Raw genomic sequence first — 25,713 nt, forward strand, 5'->3', positions numbered from 1 at the left:
AGGGTGATAGCGGAATGCAAAAACTTGGTAGGATAATGCGTGGTTAACCGCAACTTCCATTCTTGACCTCTAAAAACCCCTGTTCCCGAAAAAGGTACGATCGATGGCACGCGAAGACGAAGATGACGCATTGCCTCCTCTCGGCGAAGACACGGTGAAGTTCCTCGAAGAAGCGAAAAAGGGGAAACCCCGAAGCTTTCTTTTGATCTGCAAAGGAGTGAAGCTGAAGTACTTGCTCGTCAAAAAGAAGCCGGTCAAGAAATCGGAAATTGCGGACGCCAAGAAGCTCGGTTACAAGGGGGATGCGTACATTGGAGTCATAACGGGGAAGGGTATGGACCTTGTGTTCAACCTTTCGACCGCCGATGGCTACGACTCGGAGCCATGCAAAGAGAAGACGCTCAAGGATTTCTTGGAGGAGCATGCGGAGTTCAAGGCAAAGCCTAGTTTTGCGATCGTTGCATCGTTGCCGTCCATTCCGTTTGACGACGAAGACCTGAGCCACCCTCTCGTCGCTCGCTTCATGGGGCTGGCGGAGTTGATCGCAACTGTTTCGGGCAGCCAACCTAACTTGGTCGGAACGATCGAGAGCGAGAACCAAGCGATCTTAAGCTTGCTTCAAGACGGAAACTTCAACGAAGCGGAGCCTCAGGTCAATCGTTTCGAGGCCCAGCTCAACGCTTGGATGTCGGGTGGGAGTGCTCCGGTTGCATCTACTGCGGATGCACCCCCAGTCGCGCCACCTGCTCCACCTCCTCCACCGGTCGCGCCGCCAGCGCCACCCGCTCCGACGCAAGGCGAAGACCCGCTGAAAACGAAGTTGCAAGATGCGCTGAACAAGTTGGTTCCCCAGCTTAAACAGGCCGTCGCAACGTTCCCAGATCGCAAAGTCGAGCTCCTTACCCCTGTTGCGACGATCAAAAAGCAGCTGGAGTCTGGCGAGCTTCAAGAAGCGAGGACGGGGATTCTAAGCGTTGGACAGCTGTTGAAGAGCCTATTAACCAGCAGCCAGGGGGAACCGGTTCCACCTGTTCCCAGCGAGACCGCGCAACCGGGCGGATTGGATGCGGAATACCGAGAGAAGCTTGCACAACTAGAGCCTCTTTACAACGATGCGATCCGCCAACAACTGGGGGATACCAGCAAATTCCGCGCTGTGATGGCGTATATCCAAGAACAAGGGAGCGACGGTTCGTTTGCCAATGCAATCAAAGCGATAGATCGGCTACTTCAAGCTGTGACGACCGCCATGGCATCGGGCGTGAAAGAGACGGATTCCATTCCGAAAGGAATCGTCGCGGAAAGGAAAAAGTTTCTACTTAGCCGATGGCAACAAGCATTGGCCAGTGCGATTGAGGAAGTGCAGAAGCTTCTTGGTCCCATCGCAGAAATGGTTCCGGGCGAAAATCCGAACGAATTAGTCGCTGAGATTGTTGTTTCGATCGAAGGCCTTTCCGATCGATTGAACGACGCCATTTTTAGCGCCCAGACGGCCACCGATTCGAATCAGAGTCCATTGAAGCAAGCATTGGCGGCCGTGGTCCAATTCAAGAACGATCTTGCAAACCACAAAGTGGTTCAGTTGCTGGACGATGCCAAATCAGCCCTCGGCGTAGACATCAAGGTCCGTGAAGTGCTTCAAGATGCGTTGAACGATCTCGAAGCAAAACTAGCAAACTAAGTTTTGCTATTCCGTCACCCATCCAAATTTTAGCCGTCCATTACTTGAGGATACGATGTCAGTTGGAACCCCCCAATCCGTTGAGAACACCCAAAAGGAACAGTTTCAAAAGAAGGGTACCGTCGAGATCGCGAAGAACTGGTGTACACACTGTCGCAAGGTCTTGGGACTCGGGATCGGCTTCACCGACAGTTCCGAAATGGAGTCTTCCATTCAAAAGACGGTGGATGGCCTCGATGACCTGAAATCCTTTGCCGGCTTCGACGAGTCATTAAAAAATATACTCGATGGCTATAGCAGCGAGTTCATGGGATTGGCGTTTGATCTCGAGGTATTGCGCCGCGAGTACAGGCAATTCGAGGAGCAAAAGGAGGCTGCCAAGTTTTTTAGTAAAGATCGTGAAAATGCTTCTGCCAATATGAAAAAGAAGTATGAGCAGATTGTACTAAAAGCAAAGGAATTGAAAGCGCTTCAAGGGAAGATTGATACGACGGTTAAGAACAAGGAATCTTCGGTCAAGCTTGCGAATGCAAAGATCAAGCAATTGCCTGAGGGAGAAGACATATTAAAAGCGCGCAAGGAGTTTGGGAAGAAGTTGGTTTTGCTCAGGAAGCTGCAAGAGTCTTTTGCGAAGAATTTTGATCCCACTTCAGCAGGTGAAGTGGGAAAGAAATTGAACGAGTTCGCAAAGCTAGACTGGACCACGGTCGTCAGCAAGAAGGATGCGGACGGGCATCTGCAGTCCATCATCAATGCCGTGAGCGATGCGGAATCGGTAAAGCTGGCTCACAAAAAAGGCAAAGAGCTATACGACGCATCGATCGAAGAGTACCGAAAATGGATGGCCGTCGCAGAGACCGTGGTGCCAGTTGATAAATTGCAACCGCTGCTCGCCGGTTATGTCGCAGGAGTCAATGGGGCTGGAGAAAAGAATTGGAGCCTTGCTGGTAGCAAAATCAATGCAACCGAACTGGGCAAATTGAAGCTTCTTTTGGGGCCAGCTCAAAACAATTACGATATATGGACACGTCTGCGAGAAAACGACTATGCGACCTTAAAAAACCAACTGGAGGGGCTAGCACCACCTCAATATCGGCTCATCGGTTTGGGCAATTTGGCAAACGCGGTCGCCGTGGGGGAGCAGACGAAGGATTATGCGAAGGCTGTGTCCTTATTGAATAAAGCTATCGAAGAAGTGCAGCCGTGTGTGGATGCCGGAAATAGCTTTATCGCGGGTCAGCTGGAGGTTCAGAAGCTCGCATCCACGGTGACGATGCTCGCCAATGGAGTGACGGGTGATGCCCAGAAATTTGCAGTGGGGTTTGTTGATGCCATTAGTCAAGTTGTATCAAGCCTTCATAGCGATCTGGTTCTGACCCCATTTTCTAAGAATGCGATTCCGAGCGTCGACGAGATATCGAAAGCGACTTTAGAAGCCAAGAACAAATTGACTGAGTTTCAAAAGCAAATCGAATCGCTTTCCGATCCAACAACCCTCCAGAATCTTGAAGAAGCCTACAGGAAGAAGCGGAGCGTTGAGCCCTTGGTCGAGCAATTGAGCATGGGGTTGGAGCAAGCAAAAAAACTCGCTAGAGATTACCTTGCTATGAACGCCGATCCAACGATCGACACGACCAAAGATACGGAATGGAAAAAGATTTTTGCAGATGCTGCGCTGTGGCTGCAGCGGCGGGAGAATGATTTTGTCCTCGATAATGATTTGAGCTACGACGAACAGTCCAAAACGCAGAAACGCCATTGGGATTTGGTCCAGCAAGTGATTGTTGATGCGACCCAACTAACGGAAACAGCCACCCAGCAAATCGATACGCTTCGGGGGACATTGACGAAAGAAATCGATCTGCTCGGCACATGGCTCAAGGCAAGCCGTTTAACGACGTTGCGAGAAGAAACATGGCACGCGGCTGCGAATGAAGAATTGAAGGGATTTCAAGCAATTGTGCAAACGGATAATAAATCCGCGATGAATGAAGCGATCGCGCGCATCGAGGTGCTAAAAGATCAGTGCAAGAATCTGATCAAGGACACCGGTATGAATATACTGATCCCTCAAGACAGCTTCATTCAATACGATTTGCTGAAGGAAAGATTGCAAGCGATGATCAAACGACTCGCTGAAAAGGATCTTTTGGCAACCATGCGAAAGGGAGCGGAAATCTATGGCGGGAAGCAAGGGATCGTAGCGTCGACGCTCCAGGAACTCCGTAATGATGGAGCGGGCTCGATGGTTCGAACCTTTACGACTTGGTCCAAGAAGATAGTGGGCTTGGAGGCGGAGGTAAAGCGCGAGGTATTCGACAAGTACGAAGCGTTGAAAGGGAGCAAGAAACTTTGCCTTGAGAAAATCACAACCATTCGTGAACGCATCATGGGTGAGTTATGCAAGAAGATCAAAGAGGCTTCTGGGAAAACGATCTCCGGACTGAACCTTGAACTGTACGGCCGGCTTACCGAAGTTCAGGGAGGGGCCATTGCCGCAGACAGCAAGGAGCGATTCGATCAGCTAATCCGCCTGCTTGACGAGATCAATAAGGAGATTGATTGGGCCATCGAAGATACCGCAAATGGCTTGTTTAAGGACTTCATCGATCAGGACAAGAAAGGTGAAGAATTGCAACAGAAGTTGCAGAGCGAGAATGCAGGTTTGCGGGGCCGCTACGAAATTGCCTTGAGCGAGTTCGAAAAGGCGAAGACAATCGCTTCAAAGTCACCTGAGGTGGATGAAGGGGAGTTCAAGCGTTATGTGGATGCGGCGAAGGCCGCGAAAGGGGCCTACAAGAATAAGAATCTCGCAGAGGCTGCGAAGAGGATGGAATTGGCCAGTAGGATGATGAAGGGACTGGCAAAGAATCCAAAGGGAAGTCAAGTCACGGGTCGCGGACAAGAGAATCTCAGTCAATTGAATGCTCGATGGCGCAAAGGGATTGAAACACTCGAAGGCTCGCTCGGCAATCTTTCGAAAGCCATTTCCCAGTCGCTGACAGAGGCGTCCGACGAGTTCACCGCCGATCAAGGACGCAACGTTCAGTCTAAGTTCAACGAGCAGGTCGTCACACGAGTCCTGTCCGATTTCGATGCTCAAGCGTTTGAGAGGGGATTGCTCGTTTTACAGGCCCCAGCGCCGAAAGACAAAGCAGCGCAGGAAAAGGATTTAGCGAACAAGAAGAAATATCGCGAGAGTCTGTTAGCGATTTCGCGACGATATCAAGATTTTATTCAGAAGAACCCAGCGAACAATAGAATATTTTTTCAGCCTAATCCTTGGCAGAAGGAGAATGGGTTCATCAATGCGGTGGAATTGATGAGAGCGATTAATGACATCAATCTGAATGTGGAGAGAGGGGTCGGGTAGGCAAGGCAGAACTCTAAACACATTCAGATCAATAAAATAGCAATTTAGGAAGCATGCAATGTCAGACGTGGCTCAGAAGAAAACCAGCAAAAAAGTTCTAAGTGATTCGAAAAAGGCATGGCTATGCCAGATGGTGGGTGGCCAGATTCTGTTTACCCCGGATTGTGGCTTTGTCGCGAAAGACGACGACGGGAATCCTATCGATCTCCAAGCACTTCAAGAGGAAGTCGCCAATGCACCGGACTCGGAAGACAGTTTTGGGATTGATTTCGATATCACAGAGAAGAAAGCAATCCTGGCTCGCTATGGAATCCCGTCCATCGCCGACGCGGCGACAGAGTTTCGCGAAGGCGCAGCAAAGAAAGAAAAGCGGCTTCAGGATGTTCGGAACTTGATCGAACTGCAGAAGGAAGAGATTCGCAGTTCGATGGACTACGATATGCAAGTCAAACGCCGAATAGAGATTGGAGGAAAGGAGATACTCTTCGGTTCAAAAACCGTCTCGACAAAGGAGAAGAAGAGCGAGAAGTCATTTGATCCTGAGCACTACAAGAATCGAGTGATCGAAGGCCCTACGCCGCAACAATCCAAAGCCATTCAGGAGGTAATTGATCAATTAACGTTGTTGACGCAGAAGCTGCAAAATGACGAAGAGATTGATTTTACTCCTCAGGAATTGATGAACGAACTCTGGACTCCAATGGTTCGCGAGGGGTTGATTAGCGAGCCACAGTGCCCGGATGAATTTTCCCGCGTGTTGCAGTTGTTTCGAGGAGCGAGCACACTCTACAACAAGCGGCTTGAGGCGACAGCCCGTAAGCCAATCGATAAACACGAGAACATTCGAGACCATCTAGGGGATCTTTCGACGGTTCTAGGTATCGGAGCAGGCGCTGCCGATATTGTGTTATCCGTCGTTGGGGTTGGAGGGAACGCACAAAAGATTGTCGCCATTGCGACCAAATGTACTCAATCGGCGATCAAATCCACCTCTGCGTTGCTGCAAATGGAAGCCGATTTTCAGACGGCTGGGGCAGGCGTTGCCGAGATTCTTGGGTCCGTTCTCGAAGCCTCGATCGGGGGAGACAAAGGCAAAAGTATTGGCTCCCTTGCTAAGACCGCATTCAATGGCTGTGTCAGTTTGGGGCTCTTAGGGAAGAAGTTCGCCCAACGCGAGTACGATAGCGCATTTGATATGCTCGCCGATGCCGTGGGTGCTGCTCTTAGTTGCATCGGAGATGCGACCGAGAACAAAAAAATTACGGCCGTCGCCAACAGCGCTAGCTCGGCACTGCAAGGCGCTTACCGATCAGGGCAGCTTGTCTACCTACTGAATCAACAGCCGGTCGATATGACGGCCGTGAAGAAACTGCTTGCTCAGATCACCGAGAAAGCCATCAAGCTTTCCATCCGGAATTCGCTCGATAACACGACCATGAAAGCCGAGCGGCAACAGATCAAGGATCAGATGGTCGGTCTTGAGGAGGATTCCGATGCCTACAAGCAATGGGAGAAGAAACTCTCGGATCTTGAGGACAAGCAATCCAAGATGCTGGATGGTCTCGATAAGGTCTTTGAAGGGGTGGTAAGCGACGATGGCGCCATCATGATGGAGCTTACCAAAAAGGTAGAGCAGAAGGCTCTGGAGAAAGGTGCCGAGGCATCCGATCAAGAGTTGGCTGAGGGCCGAGAGCAATTCGGTAAGCAACTGGCGGCAGCCTTTAATATGTCCGTAGGCGTCGATGAGGGTGATTCCGAGTTTGTCGATGAGTTGTATTCGATTGATGCTCTGATTGCTCAGATTGAAAAGGATCGAGCGACCTTAGAAATCTTCAATTTGATTTTCGATTCCGCTGGAGCCGTCATTACGACTTTCATCCCCCAGCTGGGCGGTCCTCTCAAAGCCAAAGCCTTTGCGATGAATGTTGTTGCCGCAGCGGAACGCAGTTTCGACCTCATGAACTTTGTTAATCTCGTTTCCGACGCACGGAAGGCGGGTAGCCCGCAAGTCGCAACTCTGTTGGCCGAGGTCGACGAGTTGAAACGTCACTTGACGAACGACACGATTGAAGCAGCGATTGCTTTTGGACAAGCGGTAAGTTTGTCGGCGGCTGCGATCGGGGATCTAGCGAGCGGTGCGATGGGTACCGGCGCAGTGGTCGGTGTCGTCGGGCGTGCAGTCAGTTCCTCCCTCGACGCATTCAAGCAATCGAAAGATCTGCTCAAGAAGAAATTCGAAGATAAGAAGACTGCGAAGGCTTGGGAGATGTACAAGAAGGCGATCGACAATCCTCGCGATCGAAATCATATTCTAAAGACCTTCCGAACCAACCCAACTCTGGCGAAATATGGAATCGCCTACGGGGCGATCGAGATGGATGATCCGATCGCTCGAGAAGCATTGCGACAGATCGGACTCAATGATGTGGTATTAGCGCAAGAGTCGTCGAGCGTGGACAAGGTCGTCATGTATCTCGAAGCAAAGTTTTCCGACGATATCAAAGTGGAGGGCGTTCTTTCCCGTTTTGCACCCGATGTTGGCGAGCCGCTTACACTCGCTGTTTGGATCAAGAACAAAGAGACGGCTGCACATCCGGAGAATCCAGAATCAGGAAGATGGAAGACGGAGAAAACAGTCGCAATCGATACGGCAATGCGAGAGGTGGAATTGTCCGCCGACGAGATCCTCAAAAAGGATCTCGCAAAGATATTCAAGCCCTCTCAATGGAACGAGTTTTTGCCGAGTTGGCAAAGCCACATATCGAATCTTGAGAAACTCGTGGAGGCGTTGTCCGCATTCAAGCCCCTCACCACGCAAGATCTGCCTTTTGAGCAATTCCAAAGCTACTTAAGTGAATTGGTGAGCGTTGCTAGAAAGTACGTCAACGAAACGAAATCGAAGATCACCATCCAGCAAAGTATCCTTACCTCACAGAAAAAGAGCTTTGAAAATATCGTGTCTTCTGGGGAAGCATGTGTTTCCGCGATTGCTGTTGCGATTCCAAAATTCGGTTCTCCAGAGGGACGAACTCCTTCCGATCTTTATGACAACGTTCTTACAAAGGGCGTCGCAGCAGACTTATTGAAGTCGTTGCAGGATAATACGGGTACGACTCCAAAGATTGTTACCCATGTTGATTTTTTCCAGCACGCTCTGTCTACAGGGATACGCAAGTGCGAGCGAGCTCTCAAGTCGACCGACGACCAGACCAACAAGGCTCTGACAGCAGATATCGTGAGATGTCTCATTGCAGACGCGACAAGCTGCCGGGAGGCAATGCGTATGGAAGTGGCGGCTGCTCAAAATGAGATATTACAATTCCCGGTATTTGATAAGTAGGAATGCACGAACTCTTTTCGCTTAAAAAATGTCAACTATGAACGCATCTGAATTTTGGAAGATCATCGATACGGCAAGATTATCCGAGGATAAGGAAGCGAAGGACCGAGAGTCATTCTTTCTTTCCCTCCGCGATCAACTCCTTGAGTTGCCGCCTGAGGAAATTGTGGGTTTTCAAACTCAATTGATGACAGAGTTTCACAAAACCTTTCACTGGGATGCTGTCGCGGCTGCCGCGATTGTATTTGGTGACAATTGCGATCGTTTGGACGTGGATGGATTCCGCTTCTGGATTGTGTCTCGAGGGGAACAGGAGATGCAGGCGATCCTGGCGGATATGGACTCGATCGCCGAAATGGATTTGGTACCGGAAGAAGTCTACTTGTTTGAACTAAGTAGGATTGCTCCTGATGTCTACGAGGAGTTGACGATGGAGGAGTTCCCAACTTCCAACTTGCCTGTCGAGAAAGAGATGCCTGAAGGAGAGGAATTCAAGCGAGCCGATTTGCCGAATCGCCTCCCAAAACTTGCAAGCGACTTCGGTATCTTGCCAGAGCCGAGCGCATCGGCAGTCGATTCTCAGACAGAAGAGGATCCCTTTGCTCCCATCTCCACGGACGTATCCGACGAAGAAAACCCCTACGGTGTCACAGACTGACACTCGACTGGTGCGGGTGTACTCTTACAAATCCGCGAGCAGGGCATCCAGTTCTGGATCGATGCCGGTAGCGGCTGCCGTATCGGCTTTCGCTGTGTCCCCTGCATCGAGCGCGGCGAGCAAGTCATCGAGTTCATCGGTGCCTGAGGATGCTGCCGGTTCGCTTGCGAGCTCCGCTGCAGAAATCACCGGTTCCGATGCCGCTGGCGTCTCGACAACTCGGACCGATGCAACCGGGGTAATCCCTGCGATGTCCACGGGATTCCAAGGCCCCGCAAGAGGCGTGCCTTGCACCGAGTGCAAACCACCCAACCTTACCTCCGGGCGACCTTGCATCGACAATGCCGGTATGATCCCTTGATTCACCAACTGCTGCGACAATGCCACATTCACCAGAACTTCGGTGCAGGGCAATGCAATCTGATCGCCGTATCGGTCTTGAAAGTAATAAAACGGGAGGTCATCGATCGTCAGACAGTTCTCCGGCTTCATCTCCGCCAGGCCATCGGTCGTAAAGGTTTGCGATAGGGCGATCGCCGCCAAATAGGTCGAATGACCCCACAACATCGATTGCAAACCTGCCTGGCTTGAAAACTCCTCAAACACAAACGATTCAATCGGATCCGTCTTCTTCCCATACGGCCAGCGCAATAGAAAACGGGGTGAGATAACGCCCAGATAGGCCGACTCCGGTAACCCTTTCAAATCGTCCCATGCTTGTTTGACCAAGGGATGCTCCTCATCCCCCTTTCCCTTAATACTCGCGCGATCCAACGACGTGAGGAAGGATGCTCCAGCAGCTGCAGAAATTTTGCTCGCTCGGGCGAGCAAATCGATGTGCGGTGGGATCTTCTCCCACTGGTAATTCGCGACGACCACTGCATAAGCCCCATGATGGACCTGCATCGCTGGCTGTTCCACCAGCCATTGGTACAACCCGGTTTCCGCGAGCTCCGCACTGCTCGATAGATCGGCCGCAAATTCAGCGGCATGCAGGTCGTGCAACGCAATCTCGATCCCTTCATCCAATTCGACGCGATGGACCAACAGGTCCAGGGATCTCCAGAGGGACTCCAAGGCTTGGAAATCAGGATGGTGCAATAGCGTTCGCATCAGCCCCGACAACGCTTGGTCGACCGCTGCAACCAACTCGTCCTTTCCGGTCATACTCGAAACCACATGCGTTCCGACAATGTCTCGCAAAAGTGTCTTGAGGTCCCCCGGCTCTTGCTTTGTTGGTCCCGCAGTAAGCAATTGCGAAAAGTCCTCGAATCGAGTCCGGGGCACATGGCAACTCGTCGATTTGGTTTTCTTTGGTAGGACCGTCCCGGGTGGAAGGGCCAGCGCCCGGACCGCTGAAGCCGCCTTGTCAAAACTCGCCGGGTCTAGGAGTTTGGCACGAAGCCCCAGCAACTTTTCGAAAATCGGAACGTTCGTGTAAAGCTGATCCGGATGAAAGTCATCGAGGCTTCGAATGGGAACCTCGATCATCGAGCCACTTGGACCTGCCGGTAGCTGCAACGTTACATCGAGGCGTCGCAGGATCTCGTCCAAATTATCATGCTGAACGAAATGCACTTTCCGTTGAGCAAGCTCTGCTCCGACGGAAACCTCATTCCGATTTCCTCGGGCAGAGAAATCCCCTAGCAAGGCGATTCGGAATTTTTTCGCATCGCGCGCAGGAGCTTGTTGATTCGTCAATGTTCCAAAATGAACTTGGTATTCCATGTTATCCGTTTCCGCTATCGATCTTCTTTACTTGTCGACTTCTTCTTGTCGTTCTTGGGCTTTTCCTCACTCGAATCCGGTTCCCATATGCCGAACGGCTTCTCGACGACCACTGCCTTTCCGGACTGTTCCTTCAATGCGAATGCCAGCGTCTTCCGCTTGGGAAGCTTTGGCTGTTCCGGAAATTCGAATGCGACTTTGGTGGCCGACCAAGCCCGGATGCGACCCGAGATCATATGCGCGCCACGGTTCGTTCCTTCCGGCATCGATTCCCGAAGCTCCTTCAGTTCCGCCTCTTTAAAGGGCTTCTTCATCCGGATCGTGAGCACTGCTACACCTGACTTCCAAGCGACTCCGCAGTACTGCCATTTCTTACGGTTGAGAGCCTTCGTAATGTCGAGCAATTCGGAAGGACTAGATGTCTGGTTTTCAAAGACACCAGGGAGGATCTTCAAGGACCGGAAGCTGTTGGATCCAACGGTCATCAAATCGCTCGCCTTGAGCTTCGCCCCTCCATTCCCAGTTACAAACTCCGCAACGGCTTCGCGCAGAATCTGCCGAAACTCCCCAAAGGAATCTTCGATCAAGCTATTCAGACGCTTGAGCTCTGCATCCGCTTTTTTGAACGCTTCGTCATCCCCATCTCGATCGTCATTGCGGAAGCGGACAATCGCGCTGAGCGACTCGGCAACATTCTTCTTCCAGCGCTCTCGAAACCGAAGCAATGCAGGATTGCGCTGAGGATCAAATCCCTCAGCGCTTTTATCCGCCGGTAAACCGATTTCGACGGTTAGTTTGATGGGAGCCCAGGCAACCACCTCGCGTACCGAATCCGCGCTGATTCCGTTCGAGTAGGGAAGTGTGTTCAAGTCGAGCCACTTCTCCTTTAACTCAATCGTTTCCCCTTTTGCCATATGGACCTCCCTCAAGTGGTTGATTGAATCGATCAATCGAAAAGATACGAAAGCTCACCGTTCTGGACTTCGATATTCACTCGCGAGACTTTCTGACCATTCATCAATCGCGAAAGCATCTCGCGACTAATCGCTGGGAGCATCGTATTGGTCAAGATAGCGTCGATCATGCGACCGCCGCTCTCCAACTCGGTGCAACGCTCCACGATCAATCGAACCACGTCCTCCGAGTACTCGAACGGAACTTTGTGGTTCTCTACGATTCGACTTTCAATTCGACGAAGCTGCAGTTTGCAAATGTTGGCGATCATATCATCGCTCAACGGGTAATACGGAATCGTGACGATGCGTCCCAAGAGAGCGGCAGGAAAGACCTGAAGCAGAGGTTCGCGAAGGGCTTTCGCGATTCCTTCGGGGGAAGGCATCAAGTCCGGATCTTTGCACAAGTTCATAATCAAATCGCTTCCAACGTTGGTCGTTAAAAGGATCAGCGTGTTCTTGAAATCGATCAAGCGTCCTTCCCCATCCTCCATGATCCCCTTATCGAAGACTTGAAAGAAAATCTCATGGACATCGCTATGAGCTTTCTCGACTTCGTCTAGCAGAACGACGCTGTAGGGTTTTCGCCGCACGGCCTCGGTCAGGATACCCCCTTCTCCATAGCCGACGTATCCTGGAGGGGCACCCTTGAGGGTGGATACCGTATGGGCTTCTTGGAACTCACTCATGTTGATAGTGACGATATTTTGCTCGCCCCCATACAGTGATTCCGCGAGGGCGAGGGCGGTTTCCGTCTTCCCGACTCCTGATGGCCCGGCCAACATGAAGACTCCAATCGGTTTGTTGGGATTGTCCAATTTGGCCCGAGTGGTTTCGATGCGTTTGGCGATCATATCCAGTGCGTGGCGTTGGCCGATCACTCGTTTGTTCAACGTCTCGCCCAGCTTCAGGACCGCTTCGATTTCGTTCTTCACCATCCTTCCGACTGGGATACCCGTCCAATCGGCAACGACCGATGCGACCGCTTGCTCGTCCACCGTCGGTAGGATCAATGGATTCTCACCTTGGAGTTCCCCTAGCTTTTGCTGGTAGTCCTTCAAGATGGTCAGCAGTTTTTCGCGCTGGGCATCGTTGAGCTTGGATCCCTCACCTTCTTTAACGACTTGGTCGGCCTGTTCTTCCAGTTTGGTTTGGGTTCCTTCTACTTTGCCGGAGTCTCCTCGTAGTTTGGCGCGGATCTTGAGAATGTCATCTACCAGTTTCTTTTCGGAGTGCCAGCGTTCTTCAAGGCCCTCCAATCGAACTTGCTCGGCCAGCAGCCATTCTCGCACCACGTGCTCTCGTTCATCGCGAGGTGCACCGACCGCTTTCTCTCTCGCGATGATCTCCAGTTCCGTTTCCAAGGCTTCGATCTTCCTTCGGCAATCATCGACTTGCGCGGGCACAGCGTGTTGGCTCACTGCGACGCGAGCGGCTGCGGTATCGAGCAGGCTGACCGATTTGTCCGGCAGTTGGCGCGAGGGAATGTAGCGATGCGAAAGTCGAACTGCAGCTTCGATGGCTTCGTCGAAGATCTGAACGCGGTGATGCTTTTCGAGCGTGCTAGCAAGCTTCCGCATCATCAAGATCGCTTTTTCTTCGGATGGCTCTTCGACTTGAACTACCTGGAATCGTCGGGTGAGGGCGGGATCCTTTTCGATGTGCTTCTTGTATTCGGCCCAAGTCGTTGCGGCGACGGTGCGTAGGGATCCTCGCGCGAGCGCGGGTTTTAGCAGGTTCGCTGCGTCCCCCGTCCCTGCGGCGCCCCCAGCCCCGACCAAGGTATGCGCTTCGTCGATGAAAAGAATGATAGGCTTCTCGGAGGATTGAACTGCCTCAATAACTTGCTTCAACCTTTCTTCAAACTCCCCTTTCATGCTCGCACCGGCTTGGAGGAGTCCCACGTCGAGAGTGCGCAGCGAAACGTCTCGCAGTGATGGGGGAACGTCACCGGATGCAATTCTCAGAGCGAGGCCTTCTACGACAGCTGTTTTACCCACCCCCGCTTCCCCCGTGAGCAAAGGATTGTTCTGCCTTCGACGCATGAGAATGTCCACCACTTGGCGTATCTCATCATCTCTTCCGACAATCGGATCGATCTTCCCATTCCGAGCTTGTTCGGTCAGATCGACCGTGAACTTTTGGAGAGCCTCCGCGGATTGGCTTGCTCCGGGCATGGCACCGCTCGCCTCGCCCGGCGCTGCGCCCCCGCCGCTCGCTTCTCCACCCAGATGATCTTCTGGCGAGCCTCCGGTGATCTTTCCAAACTCATCCGACAGGGACTCTACTTTCACCTTCTCAAATTCGCGCGAAATACCTAGCAGAACGCTGCGCAGCGAACCGGTCTTCAAGATGCCAAGCATTAGATGCCCGCTGCGAATCGATGTTTGATTGAACATCAACGAGGCATAAATCCACGCGCGCTCGACCGTGTCATCGACGTGCGAAGAAAGATCGGAAATACTTGTCGCACCTCGCGGTAATCGATCCAGCGCATCGGTGAAGTCCTTGGATAGCTTCGCTGGATTCAATTCGTAGTGGCGAATGATCTTATGCAGGTCCGAGTCCTGCAATTGGAGAATCTGATGGAGCCAATGAACTACCTCAACGTAAGGGTTTCCTCGCAACTTGCAAAAGGTCGTCGCGCTCTCGATCGCTTTGAAACAAAGCGAGTTCAACTTTCCAAATAGTTTTGATCGACTGATTTCCGACATGCTATCGCTCCGTTTGATGTGTGGCTTGGTTGGAATTGTTTCTTTGAATCATTTCAGAATGCACCGACCGTATTGCGTTTCGAAGGATCGATGACCAGATCGTCCGCATCTCGTTTGCGATCCCGGCTCGGAAACCAAGTGGTCCAACCGAGGTTTCCTCCGTGCCCTAATTGCAATGGTGGGACTTCTTCTTTTCGAAGACAGAGTTGTACATCCCAGGTCAGTTCGAATCCGACGAAGTTATCGAGCATGGCTTTCAGTCGTTTGAGACTCGAGCCGTTTGGTAGAAGCTTTCGAAAAGCAGCAAGGTCCAACGGTCCGAGCATAACGCGGAAATGTTGCTGATAGCACAATACTTTGCTCCCCAGCGTTACGTTCCTGCCGAGAGTGCCTGACTCGGGCGTCTTTCCCAACCACCATTCGCAATCGTCAGGCAAGCTCACCCACTTTCCTACGAATTGCAGGATCTGCGCCTCGGCGCCGAAAAAGGATTGCAGCATCGATTCCAAGTTACTCGCACTCTTGGCGGAGTTTCCGAGAAAACCGCTGAAGTGCAATTTGGCTGAATCGGGCATGGCGTCTCGGTTTTGTAGCCCGGGGGTTCCAATTCCAGCCAACGACGCGACATAGTCAAAAAAGCGGTTCGATTCAGGACGATCCATCTGCACGGTCGGCTGCGCGTCGGCCCAAGCGCGGTAGAAAAACGAAGCCATGCGATGATGAAACAAATCGACAAATCTCGCAAACGTTTCATCCCGATGATGGCGAATTCGCTGTTCTGCAAAATCGGTTAGGTGGAGCGGCAATGCACCATTGGGTCCAAACACACCGAAGACATGGTTCGACAAATCCCAGTATTCGCGGCCCGCTCGTTTCTCAAACTTGGCGATCGCCGTCGGTGCAAACCTCAGCGACGCGACCTGGGAGATTCGAAACATCTCGAATACAGGGCGCTCGGCATGCCCTGTCCTCGGACTCGAACGAAACAACGAGTCAAGCAATCGGATCGCTTCGAATAGATCGTATTCGTTGGCTTTTCGAGAAAGGTTCTCAAGCTGTGTTACAGGACTCGGCGACGACCGATGATCGCTGGCCATCGTTTTACCTCCCCTCTTTCATTCGTATGAAGAGTGGTCTGTGTGAACGAGTTGATGGAAACATATTTGGCAAAGAACTCCGATAGGACGGCACCCAGCAAATAGGCGCTCGAACCGGCCATTCTCGATTCATCGCACTGCACCTTGATCTCCAGTCCTCTCCCAAACGACAAAGGACCAAAATCCGATAATCGTTTCATGATCGGACGGCACTCCAAGGCGACGATGGAGTCGGTTTGATCCAAAGCTCCCGACGCCAGCCCTTCCTGATACAGAGATAGGAGTTCTTTCAGCGCTCCAGCCCCCTCGCCTTCCACCAAAGAGAGATAGTTCAACGAAAGATGACTTATTAGCCGCCAGCTTCGATCACCGGAAGTGGATGCAAAGGATGGCTTTGGCTCGGTCGGTCCCGCGACGCATCGAATCGATCGAATCGGCGCCCCCGATTCCATTACAAAATCGGTGCTACCCTTTCCTATCGGGATCATCAAAGGCAGGTCCCGATTGGTGCATAACAACATCACTTCCAATTGCTCCAAATCGGGGGCAAAAGGTGCGCAATCGGAATCGACGATCGAAAGGTAGGATTCGCAACCAAGATAACTCGAGCGAGGCCCGCGTCGCTTTTGCTTCGTCGAAAGATTTCGAGTCGACCTAGACAAGGAATAAAACGCATTGCGATGAACGCGATTACTGTCCATCTCCGTGTCATTCAAGCTATAGAACGGTTTGAAGTTCACCGACTTCTCCAAGCTTTGTCCGTATCCATCTACCTGGAGCACCGAGTGAACCTCGAAGTCCATCGGCCGGGTACGATCTGGGACAATGTGGTAATCATGCGATCCGTGATTCAAGTGAATACGATCTGCGCGGTGCGGGAAAAGGTTGATAGCGGGTGAACAAAAGAGTCCAAAGCTGCTGTCGTCGATCAGATTCTCCAATTGAGCATCCAATCGTTTTAGCGGTACAAGAATTTCAATCTCTTCGACACCCATCGAAGGAAGAACCTCACCCAATCCAAGAAATTCAAAGAATAAAAAGCGCTGTTGAAAGGTGAAATACTCTGTCAGCAGGCGATAGCCCTTGAACATGTTGAAATGCGTAGGGAGCATGGCGGATTCGTCTTCGAACCCTACCGAGCCGATCGGCTGTGTCAGCACCCGTTCTTGTCCCGTTTTCGTGGAGCGGATGATGACACCCAATGCGTCACAGAAGATCTGCTCGTAGAGTTTGTTCGTGCGTGAACTGGTGCCTCTTAGAAAGAAGGGCAACCGATCCAATTTCAAATCGCTGAACTTGTTTCCGCCCGTCGCCGCGAGCTTGATCCGAATCAGGGCTTTGGCATTTTGATACCCTGGTGGCAGTTTGGCCGACGCCGAGTCGCGGCTGACATACGAGGCTTCGACGCATCGCAGCGGCCACAAATCGATCTCGTGGCAAGTGCGATACTCGCAGGGCGTTTGGTCGTTTGGACCTAAGAGGCTATTCAAGGAAGTGCCGCGAGGGATGCGGTAACCATCCTTCAAGGACCCTTCGTTCAAATCGGGGCTGAACTGCGCGATCGCCATCGATGGAATCGGGGCGAGATATTGCGGGTAGACGATCTCCAAAAGATGGTCTGTAAACTTGGGAAACTCGCAATCTAATTTCCAGTGGACCCGAGCCGCCATGAAGGCAAAGGACTCGATCAATCGTTCGACGTAGGGGTCCGCGCATTCGAACCCATCGAGTCCCAACCTACCCGCGATCTTCGGAAACTCACGCGCGAACTCACCCCCCATTTCGCGAATGAATTGCAACTCCCGGTTGTAGAATTCTAAGAACTGAGGATGCATCGTCTATTTCAATCGAAAGGAAGGGAACGAATCACCACGCCTCTTAGGTCGGGGTTTCCGCTATGGATACCGCGCCGGTTTCAAGATCCAATTCGGTTCGCAAATACATTTTCAAAGGGACTGGCTGCGCCCACAATTCACCTTGGATCTCAAACGAAAGGGTCTTGCGACTCATCAAGTCCGATGCGTTCACAGCGCGCACGGAGAGGGAGTCCTTTAAGATTCGGGGTTCAAACACCGAGATCGCTTCGCGAACTTGCCTCTCAACCTTCTGGAGATCGAGCCCGGATGCTGTTAAGCCGGATAAGGTGGGGATACCGAAATTGATCACCGAGGCTCGCACGTCTGGATACGCTTCGATATCCTCGACCGACTCGTGATTCTCCGTATTCAACAGCCATCCCAAATCTCGCAAAACGCACTCGCGTAATCGTTGAAGACTCAAGACGCGATTTTCACGTGACTCAAGCGAATCCTGAGGAGCATCGTCCGTCAGGCGATCCAGGAGCGAAGGCTGAAGCTTTTCTTTTTGAGTTAGTTCGGCCAAGACCTTGTGTTATCCTCTGGACGCATGGAGATCAGTCTCCGGTTGCTGGAATTCGATGCGTGCGATATCGGTCAACGCATACTCACCTTGATCGGTTGCCAAGATCCGCAAGCCGACGCCGCAATAGGTATTTTCGTCCACTTCGGTCCATTGCGTGGTCCTCGCGAGTTTTACCGAATCGTCGGCATGCTGACTGGACTTGGGATATCGAGTCGGAATGAATGCCACGGCTTCTCCCCCGTTGGTCCATTCAAACTTTGCTGGCAACCAAACCAAATCACGGAGGTCAGTTACCTTTTCCAACGTGACTGCTCGAACGCAACCCGCTGGCACCCAATAGTACTTGCCGTGGATGATTGCCTCAAAGACTGGCCCGATTCGCGAGTCCGCATCGGCAATCCATGCAAAGGACTCTTTGGTCTCTTTCTTTTCGCCATCGCTCGTTGCGGATGCGTCCTTCGGCTGCTGCTTGGGGTAGAACGTGATCACACCTGCGACAGCGCTCGCTCTTTCGAGCGCGAGGGATCGAAGCTCTGAAGCAGCCGCGGGATTCGATCCCATCGACAGAGCATTGATCATCATCGCGATCCATTCCTCGGGTTGGCCGAAGACCAATGGGGTTCTTTTTCCTTCAAAGACGTTCTCGCGAAGCGAGTCGCATTGCAAGGCTTCTTGATACGTTTGTACCAGCGTCATCGCGTCCTTGCTCAAATCGCGAAGCACATTGAGCTGGTTAAGGGCTTTCTCGCTTTGACCGAGAATGGAGTACAGCTGAAAGAGAAAAACGCGAAGCTTCGAGTCAGAAGGATTGTTTCTCACCTCGTCCTGCAAAGCGGATTGGGCTTTTGCAAGATCGCCAGCTTTTAAGAATTGCAACGCCGACATGTTTTCTCCCAGTGGTTCATCTTCCATCCGTTTCGACTGGACGCGGCGGCCTTGCAGAGCGAGGGAACGACTACTCGTCGCGTCGCAGGAGCTCGTCCGATTTCCAATCCTTGTTTGCCTGCTGGTCCCATCCCAACGGGCCATGCGTCTCATAGACCTTGCCGTCTTGAGTCGCTCGGTACTTCATCGCCGCACGATTGAACCAAATCTTTAACGACTCAGTAGGGCGCTCATCCCCGGATGCGTCGATGCTCCAGTCCTGGATAATGGCGTTTTCAATTCGGATTTTCATGTAGGGGGAAGTCAAACCGCCCGACGCGGTCGCATCTTCATATCGCTTCGACTGTACCAAATGGATGTCGATGCTGAGGGTGCGAGGGCCCCCTGTGTCGGTCCGACCCTTCATGGCTGCGTGCATCAAGTACACCGTGGCAGCATCCACTGACTTATCAATCGAAAGCTCTTGCTCCTCCGACTCTCCGATCGTGAGGTCGTTTCGATCGCTGCTCGAGGCCGAAACCTTTCTTCCTACGCCAAAGCCGATCGTCTCCGCAACGAAGTAATCCTTGTAGCCAGGAAGCAACACGGTACCTTTGATTCGGTCAATTCGGACAAGGATCATAGATCACCTGAATCAGGCATAACGACAACGTAAACCCGCGGATGCCGCGGGGGGCTGTGGACTTCGGGCGAAGATCCGCTCATCCCCTCGGGCTGAAAATGCGAGCTCGGGCTGAACATGAGGGGACTCGATCCCCCCAGTACCAGCCCACGAGCAGGGAAAAAGGCACTCCGATTAGACAGCCGGATGCATTTCGGCCTTCTTCGGCAACGTTGCGTCCGTCCAAGGCTTCGACTGAACTTGATCCCAGCGGCAGTCATGGCCGGCCAAGAAATCGTAGCCGTTGACGGTTGGGAAGTAGACAAACGCGATCTTGTTGTACCACAACGCAACGTCTTCTGAAGGACGATCGTCGGCATCCCCGGACATGCTCCAGGACTTTACGAACACGTTATCGAGCTTGAACGCCAAATAAACGACGTTCTTTCGATCGTTGCCTGGCGTTGTGATCGCCTCTACGAACTTGATATCCGCTTCGCGACAAGACGATCCGCTGATCGCTTTTCTCGCCAAATAGGCTGACGCAGTGTCCATGCTCTTCGAGATCGTGCACTCTTGGAGTTCGCCGACACCGATGTTCACGTCCGCTGTACCACCCTTCGCGCTGTCTGCCAACTCGCGCTCCACTCCGAAACCGAAGCTCTCGGCGGTGAAGTAATCCTTGAATCCGGAAATCTGGCAGTCGCCCATTACACCTTCGATCCACACAAGAATCATCTTTGCATTCTCCAAAAAACAGGCAGTGACGAATTGTCAAATCCACAATCCGGACCAAAACATATCCGAATGGAAACCATACTACATGCGGTAAACATCATAAATACAATTTTGCCGCATTCTGGGAGCTATTTCCCTCGCCAGGAATCCTGGATCGAGGGACGGCACTCCCAATCAACCACTCCGCCTCCGATGAACCACTCTCCGAATCGATCAGGAGGTGGGCAATCGCGAGGTCAATCGCAGCGAGACCGTCAAGCCCTCCAATTGGTAGTGTGGTCTGAGGAAAAACTTCGACTTGTAATATCCGGGGTTGCTCGGATCTTCTTCGATGACCACTTTGGCTTCTGCGAGTGGCCTTCTGGCTTTGTCCTCTTGCGATGCCGCAGCGGGATTGGGTTCGACGTATTGCGAAATCCAACCCTGCAACCAGCTCTCCAATGTGTTTTTGTCTTGGGAAGATCCAATCTTGTCCCGCACCATGCACTTGAGGTAGTGAGCGAAACGGCATGTCGCGAACAAGTAGGGGAGACGGGCGGCCAGCTGAGCGTTGGCGCTCGCATCCGGATCGTCGTACTCCGTAGGCTTCTGAAGCGATTGGGCCCCGATGAAGGCCGCGAAATCGCTGTTCTTTTTGTGGATCAATGGCATGAAGCCGTTCTTCGCTAGTTCAGCTTCGCGACGGTCGCCAATCGCGATTTCCGTCGGGCACTTCATGTCCACCCCGCCATCTTCGGTTGGGAAGGTGTGGGTTGGCAATCCCTCGACGGCGCCTCCCGATTCCACGCCACGGATAGAAGTACACCAACCGTATTGCTTGAACGATCGCGTGATGTTGGTTGCCATCGTGTAGGCGGCATTCGCCCAGCAGTACTTGGAATGGTCGCCGCCCCCTGTTTCCTCTTCGAAATCGAAATCCTCGACCGGATCCGTTTTCGAGCCATAGGGGAGTCGCGCCAGATATCTTGGGAGACACAGACCGAGGTAGCGCGAGTCGTCCGATTCTCGAAGCGATCTCCAAGCTGCGTACTCGGGGGTACCGAAGATCTTGGTCAAATCACGTCGATCGTTGAGCTCTTGCCAACTTTCCAACTGAAGAATGCTCGGTGCCGCGCCCGTAATCATCGGTGTGTGGGCGGCGGCGCAGATCTGCGACATCTCGGTGAGCAGAGCCACATCGGGAGGGCTGTGGTCAAAATGGTAATCGGCGACCAATGCTCCGTAGGGCTCGCCCCCAAATTGGCCGTACTCTTCTTCGTAGATCTTTTTGAAGACTGGGCTTTGGTCCCAAGCGGTTCCTTTGAACTTCTTCAATGTTTTGCCGAGCTCGTTCTTCGAGACATTGAAGACACGGATCTTGAGCATCTCGTCGGTCTCGGTGTTGTTGACGAGGTAATGCAAACCTCGCCATGCACCTTCCAGCCGCTGAAAATCTTCATGGTGCAAAATCAAATTGATTTGCTCGGTCAGCTTCTTATCGATCGAGGCGATGATGGCGGAAATCGAAGCCAGTGCGTCGCTCGAGATAACGTTCGCATCCTGAAGGACTTGCTCTGCCAGTGTCTTCACCGCACCTTCGATGGCTGATTTTGCATCGTCGGACTGAGGGCGAAACTCCTTCTTGAGCAAAGAGGAAAGGTCGCTGTCAGCGAACTGGGTTGCCCCCAGGAGGGATTCGGTCTGTCGTTCCATAGTGTTCCGTGTGCTTGTTTCGAATAGGTCTTTGGTAGATTTCGTTGATCGATAGGTCATCGCCTATCGTGGCGGTGGTGACCGGTGTGACAGCCAATTCTTATAGGTCGTTCAAAAGCGAATCCAAATCGTCCTCCCCTCCGCTGCTAGCGGGTGGAGTCGGGGAGGCGGGTGGCGTCGCGGCAGATGGTGGAACGGGGGCTACCGCTGCAGGTGCCGGAGCGCTGGCGACCGGAGCACTGGCAACCGGAGCACTGGCAACCGGAGCTTGCGAAGCGGGCTTGGGTGTCGATGCGAGCGATCGAAGAGTCGACGGGTCATTGATTAATTTGCCAATCAGCTCCTCGGCACCTGACTTTCCATCCATATAGGTGAGCAAGTTCGCTAGCTGCGTTCTCGTTTCCAATAGCTTTCGCAGGGGCTCGACTTTTCGAGCAATCGCCGCAGGAGAGAAATCGTCCATGCTCTCGAACGTGACATCGCACATCAAGTTGCCGTCACCCGTGAGCGTATTCGGGACCGAAAACGCAACGCGCGGCTTCATCGATTTCAATCGTTCATCGAAATTGTCGACATCGATTTCGAGAAACTTACGATCGCCTACCGCCGGGAGCTTTTCGGTGGGATTGCCAGACAAGTCGCTGAGGACTCCCATCACGAAAGGGAGCTGCATGGATTTTTGCGCTCCGTAGACTTCCACGTCGTACTCGATTTGAACGCGTGGAGCGCGATTCCGAGCGATGAACTTCTGTGCACTTTGCTTAGCCATTCGAGAAACCTTCAAGAATCGAAACGAAAGAGATAGACGGATAATCCGAGTACGTCGTCATGTCCGATGGATCAGCATGGCGAAGTGGAAACAAGGGAATAGGGGAGGAGAGCCAACAGTTTAATATCTATCGTGGGGCGGCGGTGGCGATATGTTTGGTTTTTCTTCTCGGCGTTCCGGTGCAGGTGCAGGTGCAGACGGCGAGCTGGGTTCTTCGTCTTCCACTCCCGAGCCTCCCACCAACATAGCTTGATTAATGCCATCGGGAGAAATATCGCGAAGGATATCGAGAAAGCTCATCGTGGAAAGCTTTCTCGCGCGTCGAAGCAACATCGGTAACGGGCTCGAGGGCTCGTAGTTCTCAAACCAAGCGATAATCTTGGCAAGGCATTCGATCGCATCGGAACGCGAGGAGATTTGCAAGCTGCCGACGCTTAATTTCCCCGTCCCACCTGCCGGCTTCGAACCTTCTCCTTGCGCGAAATCGCTGTGCGACTCCGATCTGTTCCCTCCCTCATCCGGCGAACTCCCGGAAGCAGATGCTTCATCGGAGGGAGTGACGTTCGCGATCCACATGGTCTGCGTCTTGCTAATCGCCCGAAGCTCCTTGAGCAGCGGATCGAAGTCGGGACTGTCATTCATCCCAACTTGTGAAGAAAACCCTTCTTCGATCTTCTTCAGCAAAGCAATGCTTTCTTCGACCGCAGCGAGCAACTCTCGATGTTCCGATAGGTTGCCAGACCGGAAGATGGCTTCCACTTTCTTGAGGGTCGGAGGGTCATCCATTCCCGCCGGCGGAACCATCTCACCCTTGGCAATCATCACGTCTTGCAGGGAAAGTAGACCGACCGATCTGCTCTTGGCGATCGCGCAAGTCCGAACTTGCCTCAAAACACCTCCTGGCTTGGTCAAACTCAACAATGCATTGATTCGAATGGTTGGATCGTTGTCATCGTCGGGATCGAGGAGTGGGAAGCACGTTTCCCAAAATTGGGTGACGATTTCGGCGATGACTCCGAGCGAGTCGCGCATACCGAGCAAACCCCGCAATTCCAATTCGGCTTGGACTAATAAGCTCGCGACTCTCAAGTCCTTGGACCGCTGCAAGAGCTTCATCGCTAATTGGCGAACCAAAGCCCAATCGGGTGGAGCTCCTTCGATGACGGTCGATCCGTATTCTTGATCGGATGTCCCTTGGGATGCCTTTTCCATAGCGGAAAAGTCGGGGTCGTATTCCAAGTCGACCCCGGACGGTTGATCTGGAGCGATCGGGGTTAGGAGGGTTAAGAACTCTTCCGTCATGGGGGGGCTCGGTGCATGCGATAGGACGAACGATTAGCTCAGCGGAATATCGGTCGTATTCGCAAGCCTCTTTGGAAACGGAACTCTCGAGCGGAAATCCGGTAGGTTCGTCGGAATCTCTAGAATTGGCTAATCGATTCACGCAGAATAATCGTCGATTGCGGAGCAGACAAGGAAATTGAAAAAATCCTGTCCGGGAACGCTACCAGAACCAACGGGATTCCATGATCAACAAAGAGTCGGCCAGACGCTGGGTGGTGACAGGAATCGACCACCCCGCTCCGATCTCAAAGAGTCCGAAATCCCCTCGGTTGTCTGCCGCATACCGAATCCCTGGCGTCAGATTCAGAACGAAATCGCCATCGATCTCTCGCAACTGCTGGGATGAATCCCGAGCCAAGCCATTGAGGATGCTATAGGTGGAGAGCTCCAGCGATGGAATCAACGCTTTCGAATCGCTCTCCCAATAAACATGGTTGATCCCGGTCGCGAATTTCAAGACTTGGCCGCGATGATTCAAATCCCCTGCAAGCGGGAACCAGAACTTGAGCTCCCCATGAAGCCAAGTCGATTCCTGCAATCGATTCCGGAACAGCAATCCTGGCTCGAGCGCAACGCTCCCTGTCCCCAGACCCATCTTCGCGGAACCGGTCGAGAACTTTGTGCCGAAGTACTGCGTCAACATCCACTGATTGCCGTCGAGCAAAACGGTCTTGATCGCCAATTGCATATCCGACAAGCCGGCATGGTTGCTGTTCAACTCGGGGTCGACTGCCCGAAACGGAACCTCAAAAGACGTCGAGAACTTTTTGCTTCCCAATTCCACCCGGAACCGAGCCTCCTGAAAGTCGATGGAGGATTCACCCAGAGGTGGACCGAAAGGCCCTCCCGTCGCAGCCCAAAAGTATTCGGCGCGGTCTGGTACTCGATATCCGTGTGCGATTTGAATTCGAGCTCGAAACTGATTGGCCGGCTGCGCGGCATCGATGTCGAACAACGAGAATGCCAACCGTTCGTGCCCCAATCCCGGCTCGGACGATTCCGCAACATAGAAACGAGGCGTGCTAGCAAACTCTTCCGTGAGAGACCCAAAGACAGGCTCCGCTGCGATGATTTCTGTAGGAAGCGGAGAATCGGGCGTGAGGATGGGAGGGGGCAACGTCTCTTGAACGTAGGCAAACGAAGGATCATTTCCCGCCAGATTGGCGCTCGGCCGTGGGAAATAACTAAAGGAAGCGCGAGACGCCTCGAAGCCTTCCCCGCCGGTCTCGATGTGGAACCTCGGGACAACCTCGAGTTCCGATCGAGATGTGTCGATCGACTGCGGCAATGAAAGCACACGCGTCGATCGCAGCGCAGCCTCACTAGCCTCCCACTCTGCCGATCCAACCTGCGCTAACCCGACTTGCGCCATCGCAGTCGATTGCCACAAGAGAAGCCCCACAGCAAAGCCTGCAATCAGTCGCGATGCGGACACCTTCATCTCCCGCAGCGGCGAATGGCCACTGGGCGTACGCGCTCGTCGATCGCATGGCGAACGTCGAAACGCGGTTTGAGAGAGGAAGTTCGCTGGCTTTGGTGTCACGCAAGTCTACCTAGATTTGGATCTAGACTTCGATGGAGAGGGTCCCTGACGGTTGTATCGGGAATGACGGCTCGCGAATTTGAGACGAAGAGTCTTCCTTTTCCGAAATTCAAAATTATCCGCCCTTCGGATGCATCGAGGAGGGGTGCCCATGTCGACCTTTCGGAATTCGATCAAATCCTCCCATCCAAAGGCATCCAATCGCTATATTGAGC

Annotated in this window: 17 protein-coding genes; 4 read left to right on the forward strand and 13 right to left on the reverse strand. The window is 52.7% G+C overall.

Annotated features, from left to right (window positions below):
• The first annotated feature begins 103 nt into the window (after positions 1–103).
• Genes SH467x_RS10335 through SH467x_RS10350 form a run of 4 tightly spaced genes read left to right on the forward strand, consistent with a single transcriptional unit; the run spans position 104 to position 9,052 of the window.
• Entirely contained in the window at positions 104–1,681 is a 1,578-nt protein-coding gene (locus SH467x_RS10335) for a hypothetical protein (RefSeq protein WP_482371189.1), read from the forward strand.
• 55 nt (positions 1,682–1,736) lie between these two features.
• A complete protein-coding gene (locus SH467x_RS10340) occupies positions 1,737–5,054 on the forward strand; it encodes a hypothetical protein (protein WP_482371190.1) in 3,318 nt (1,105 codons plus the stop codon).
• Positions 5,055–5,112: 58 nt separating this feature from the next.
• Entirely contained in the window at positions 5,113–8,394 is a 3,282-nt protein-coding gene (locus SH467x_RS10345; RefSeq protein ID WP_482371191.1) for a hypothetical protein, read from the forward strand.
• 37 nt (positions 8,395–8,431) lie between these two features.
• On the forward strand, positions 8,432–9,052 hold the full coding sequence (locus SH467x_RS10350) for a DUF4240 domain-containing protein (RefSeq protein WP_482371192.1): 621 nt from the start codon (positions 8,432–8,434) through the stop codon (positions 9,050–9,052).
• Positions 9,053–9,076: 24 nt separating this feature from the next.
• On the opposite strand, the gene SH467x_RS10355 is transcribed toward SH467x_RS10350, so the two are convergent.
• From SH467x_RS10355 to SH467x_RS10415, 13 genes are all read right to left on the reverse strand, one after another.
• Complete coding sequence (locus SH467x_RS10355) at positions 9,077–10,780, reverse strand: type VI secretion system contractile sheath domain-containing protein (RefSeq protein WP_482371193.1); 1,704 nt, start codon at positions 10,778–10,780, stop codon at positions 9,077–9,079.
• A gap of 14 nt (positions 10,781–10,794) precedes the next feature.
• Positions 10,795–11,694 (reverse strand): hypothetical protein, encoded by a 900-nt coding sequence (locus SH467x_RS10360; protein ID WP_482371194.1) that lies wholly within the window; start codon positions 11,692–11,694, stop codon positions 10,795–10,797.
• Positions 11,695–11,726: 32 nt separating this feature from the next.
• A complete protein-coding gene (gene tssH / locus SH467x_RS10365; RefSeq protein WP_482371195.1) occupies positions 11,727–14,447 on the reverse strand; it encodes a type VI secretion system ATPase TssH in 2,721 nt (906 codons plus the stop codon).
• Between the two features lie 53 nt (positions 14,448–14,500).
• A complete protein-coding gene (gene tssG, locus SH467x_RS10370; RefSeq protein WP_482371196.1) occupies positions 14,501–15,544 on the reverse strand; it encodes a type VI secretion system baseplate subunit TssG in 1,044 nt (347 codons plus the stop codon).
• Positions 15,508–17,379 (reverse strand): type VI secretion system baseplate subunit TssF, encoded by a 1,872-nt coding sequence (gene tssF / locus SH467x_RS10375; protein ID WP_482371197.1) that lies wholly within the window; start codon positions 17,377–17,379, stop codon positions 15,508–15,510. Before tssF ends, tssG begins: the two co-directional genes overlap by 37 nt.
• 43 nt (positions 17,380–17,422) lie before the next feature.
• Entirely contained in the window at positions 17,423–17,926 is a 504-nt protein-coding gene (tssE, locus tag SH467x_RS10380) for a type VI secretion system baseplate subunit TssE (RefSeq protein ID WP_482371198.1), read from the reverse strand.
• A gap of 9 nt (positions 17,927–17,935) precedes the next feature.
• Positions 17,936–18,838: a type VI secretion system accessory protein TagJ gene (locus SH467x_RS10385; RefSeq protein WP_482371199.1), complete on the reverse strand. Its 903-nt coding sequence runs from the start codon at positions 18,836–18,838 to the stop codon at positions 17,936–17,938.
• Positions 18,839–18,881: 43 nt separating this feature from the next.
• Complete coding sequence (locus SH467x_RS10390; RefSeq protein WP_482371200.1) at positions 18,882–19,433, reverse strand: Hcp family type VI secretion system effector; 552 nt, start codon at positions 19,431–19,433, stop codon at positions 18,882–18,884.
• A gap of 174 nt (positions 19,434–19,607) precedes the next feature.
• Complete coding sequence (locus SH467x_RS10395; RefSeq protein ID WP_482371201.1) at positions 19,608–20,150, reverse strand: Hcp family type VI secretion system effector; 543 nt, start codon at positions 20,148–20,150, stop codon at positions 19,608–19,610.
• 213 nt (positions 20,151–20,363) lie between these two features.
• Complete coding sequence (tssC, locus tag SH467x_RS10400; RefSeq protein WP_482371202.1) at positions 20,364–21,842, reverse strand: type VI secretion system contractile sheath large subunit; 1,479 nt, start codon at positions 21,840–21,842, stop codon at positions 20,364–20,366.
• Positions 21,843–21,942: 100 nt separating this feature from the next.
• Positions 21,943–22,611 carry a type VI secretion system contractile sheath small subunit gene (tssB, locus tag SH467x_RS10405; RefSeq protein WP_482371203.1) on the reverse strand — a complete coding sequence of 223 codons (669 nt, stop codon included), beginning with the start codon at positions 22,609–22,611 and terminating at the stop codon, positions 21,943–21,945.
• Positions 22,612–22,731: 120 nt separating this feature from the next.
• On the reverse strand, positions 22,732–23,913 hold the full coding sequence (tssA, locus tag SH467x_RS10410; protein WP_482371204.1) for a type VI secretion system protein TssA: 1,182 nt from the start codon (positions 23,911–23,913) through the stop codon (positions 22,732–22,734).
• 202 nt (positions 23,914–24,115) lie between these two features.
• On the reverse strand, positions 24,116–25,498 hold the full coding sequence (locus SH467x_RS10415) for a hypothetical protein (RefSeq protein WP_482371205.1): 1,383 nt from the start codon (positions 25,496–25,498) through the stop codon (positions 24,116–24,118).
• Positions 25,499–25,713 lie beyond the last annotated feature (215 nt).

Origin of the sequence: Brakhagea slesvicensis, assembly GCF_052161625.1 — a bacterium.
Lineage (GTDB): Bacteria > Planctomycetota > Planctomycetia > Pirellulales > Pirellulaceae > JBKCUI01.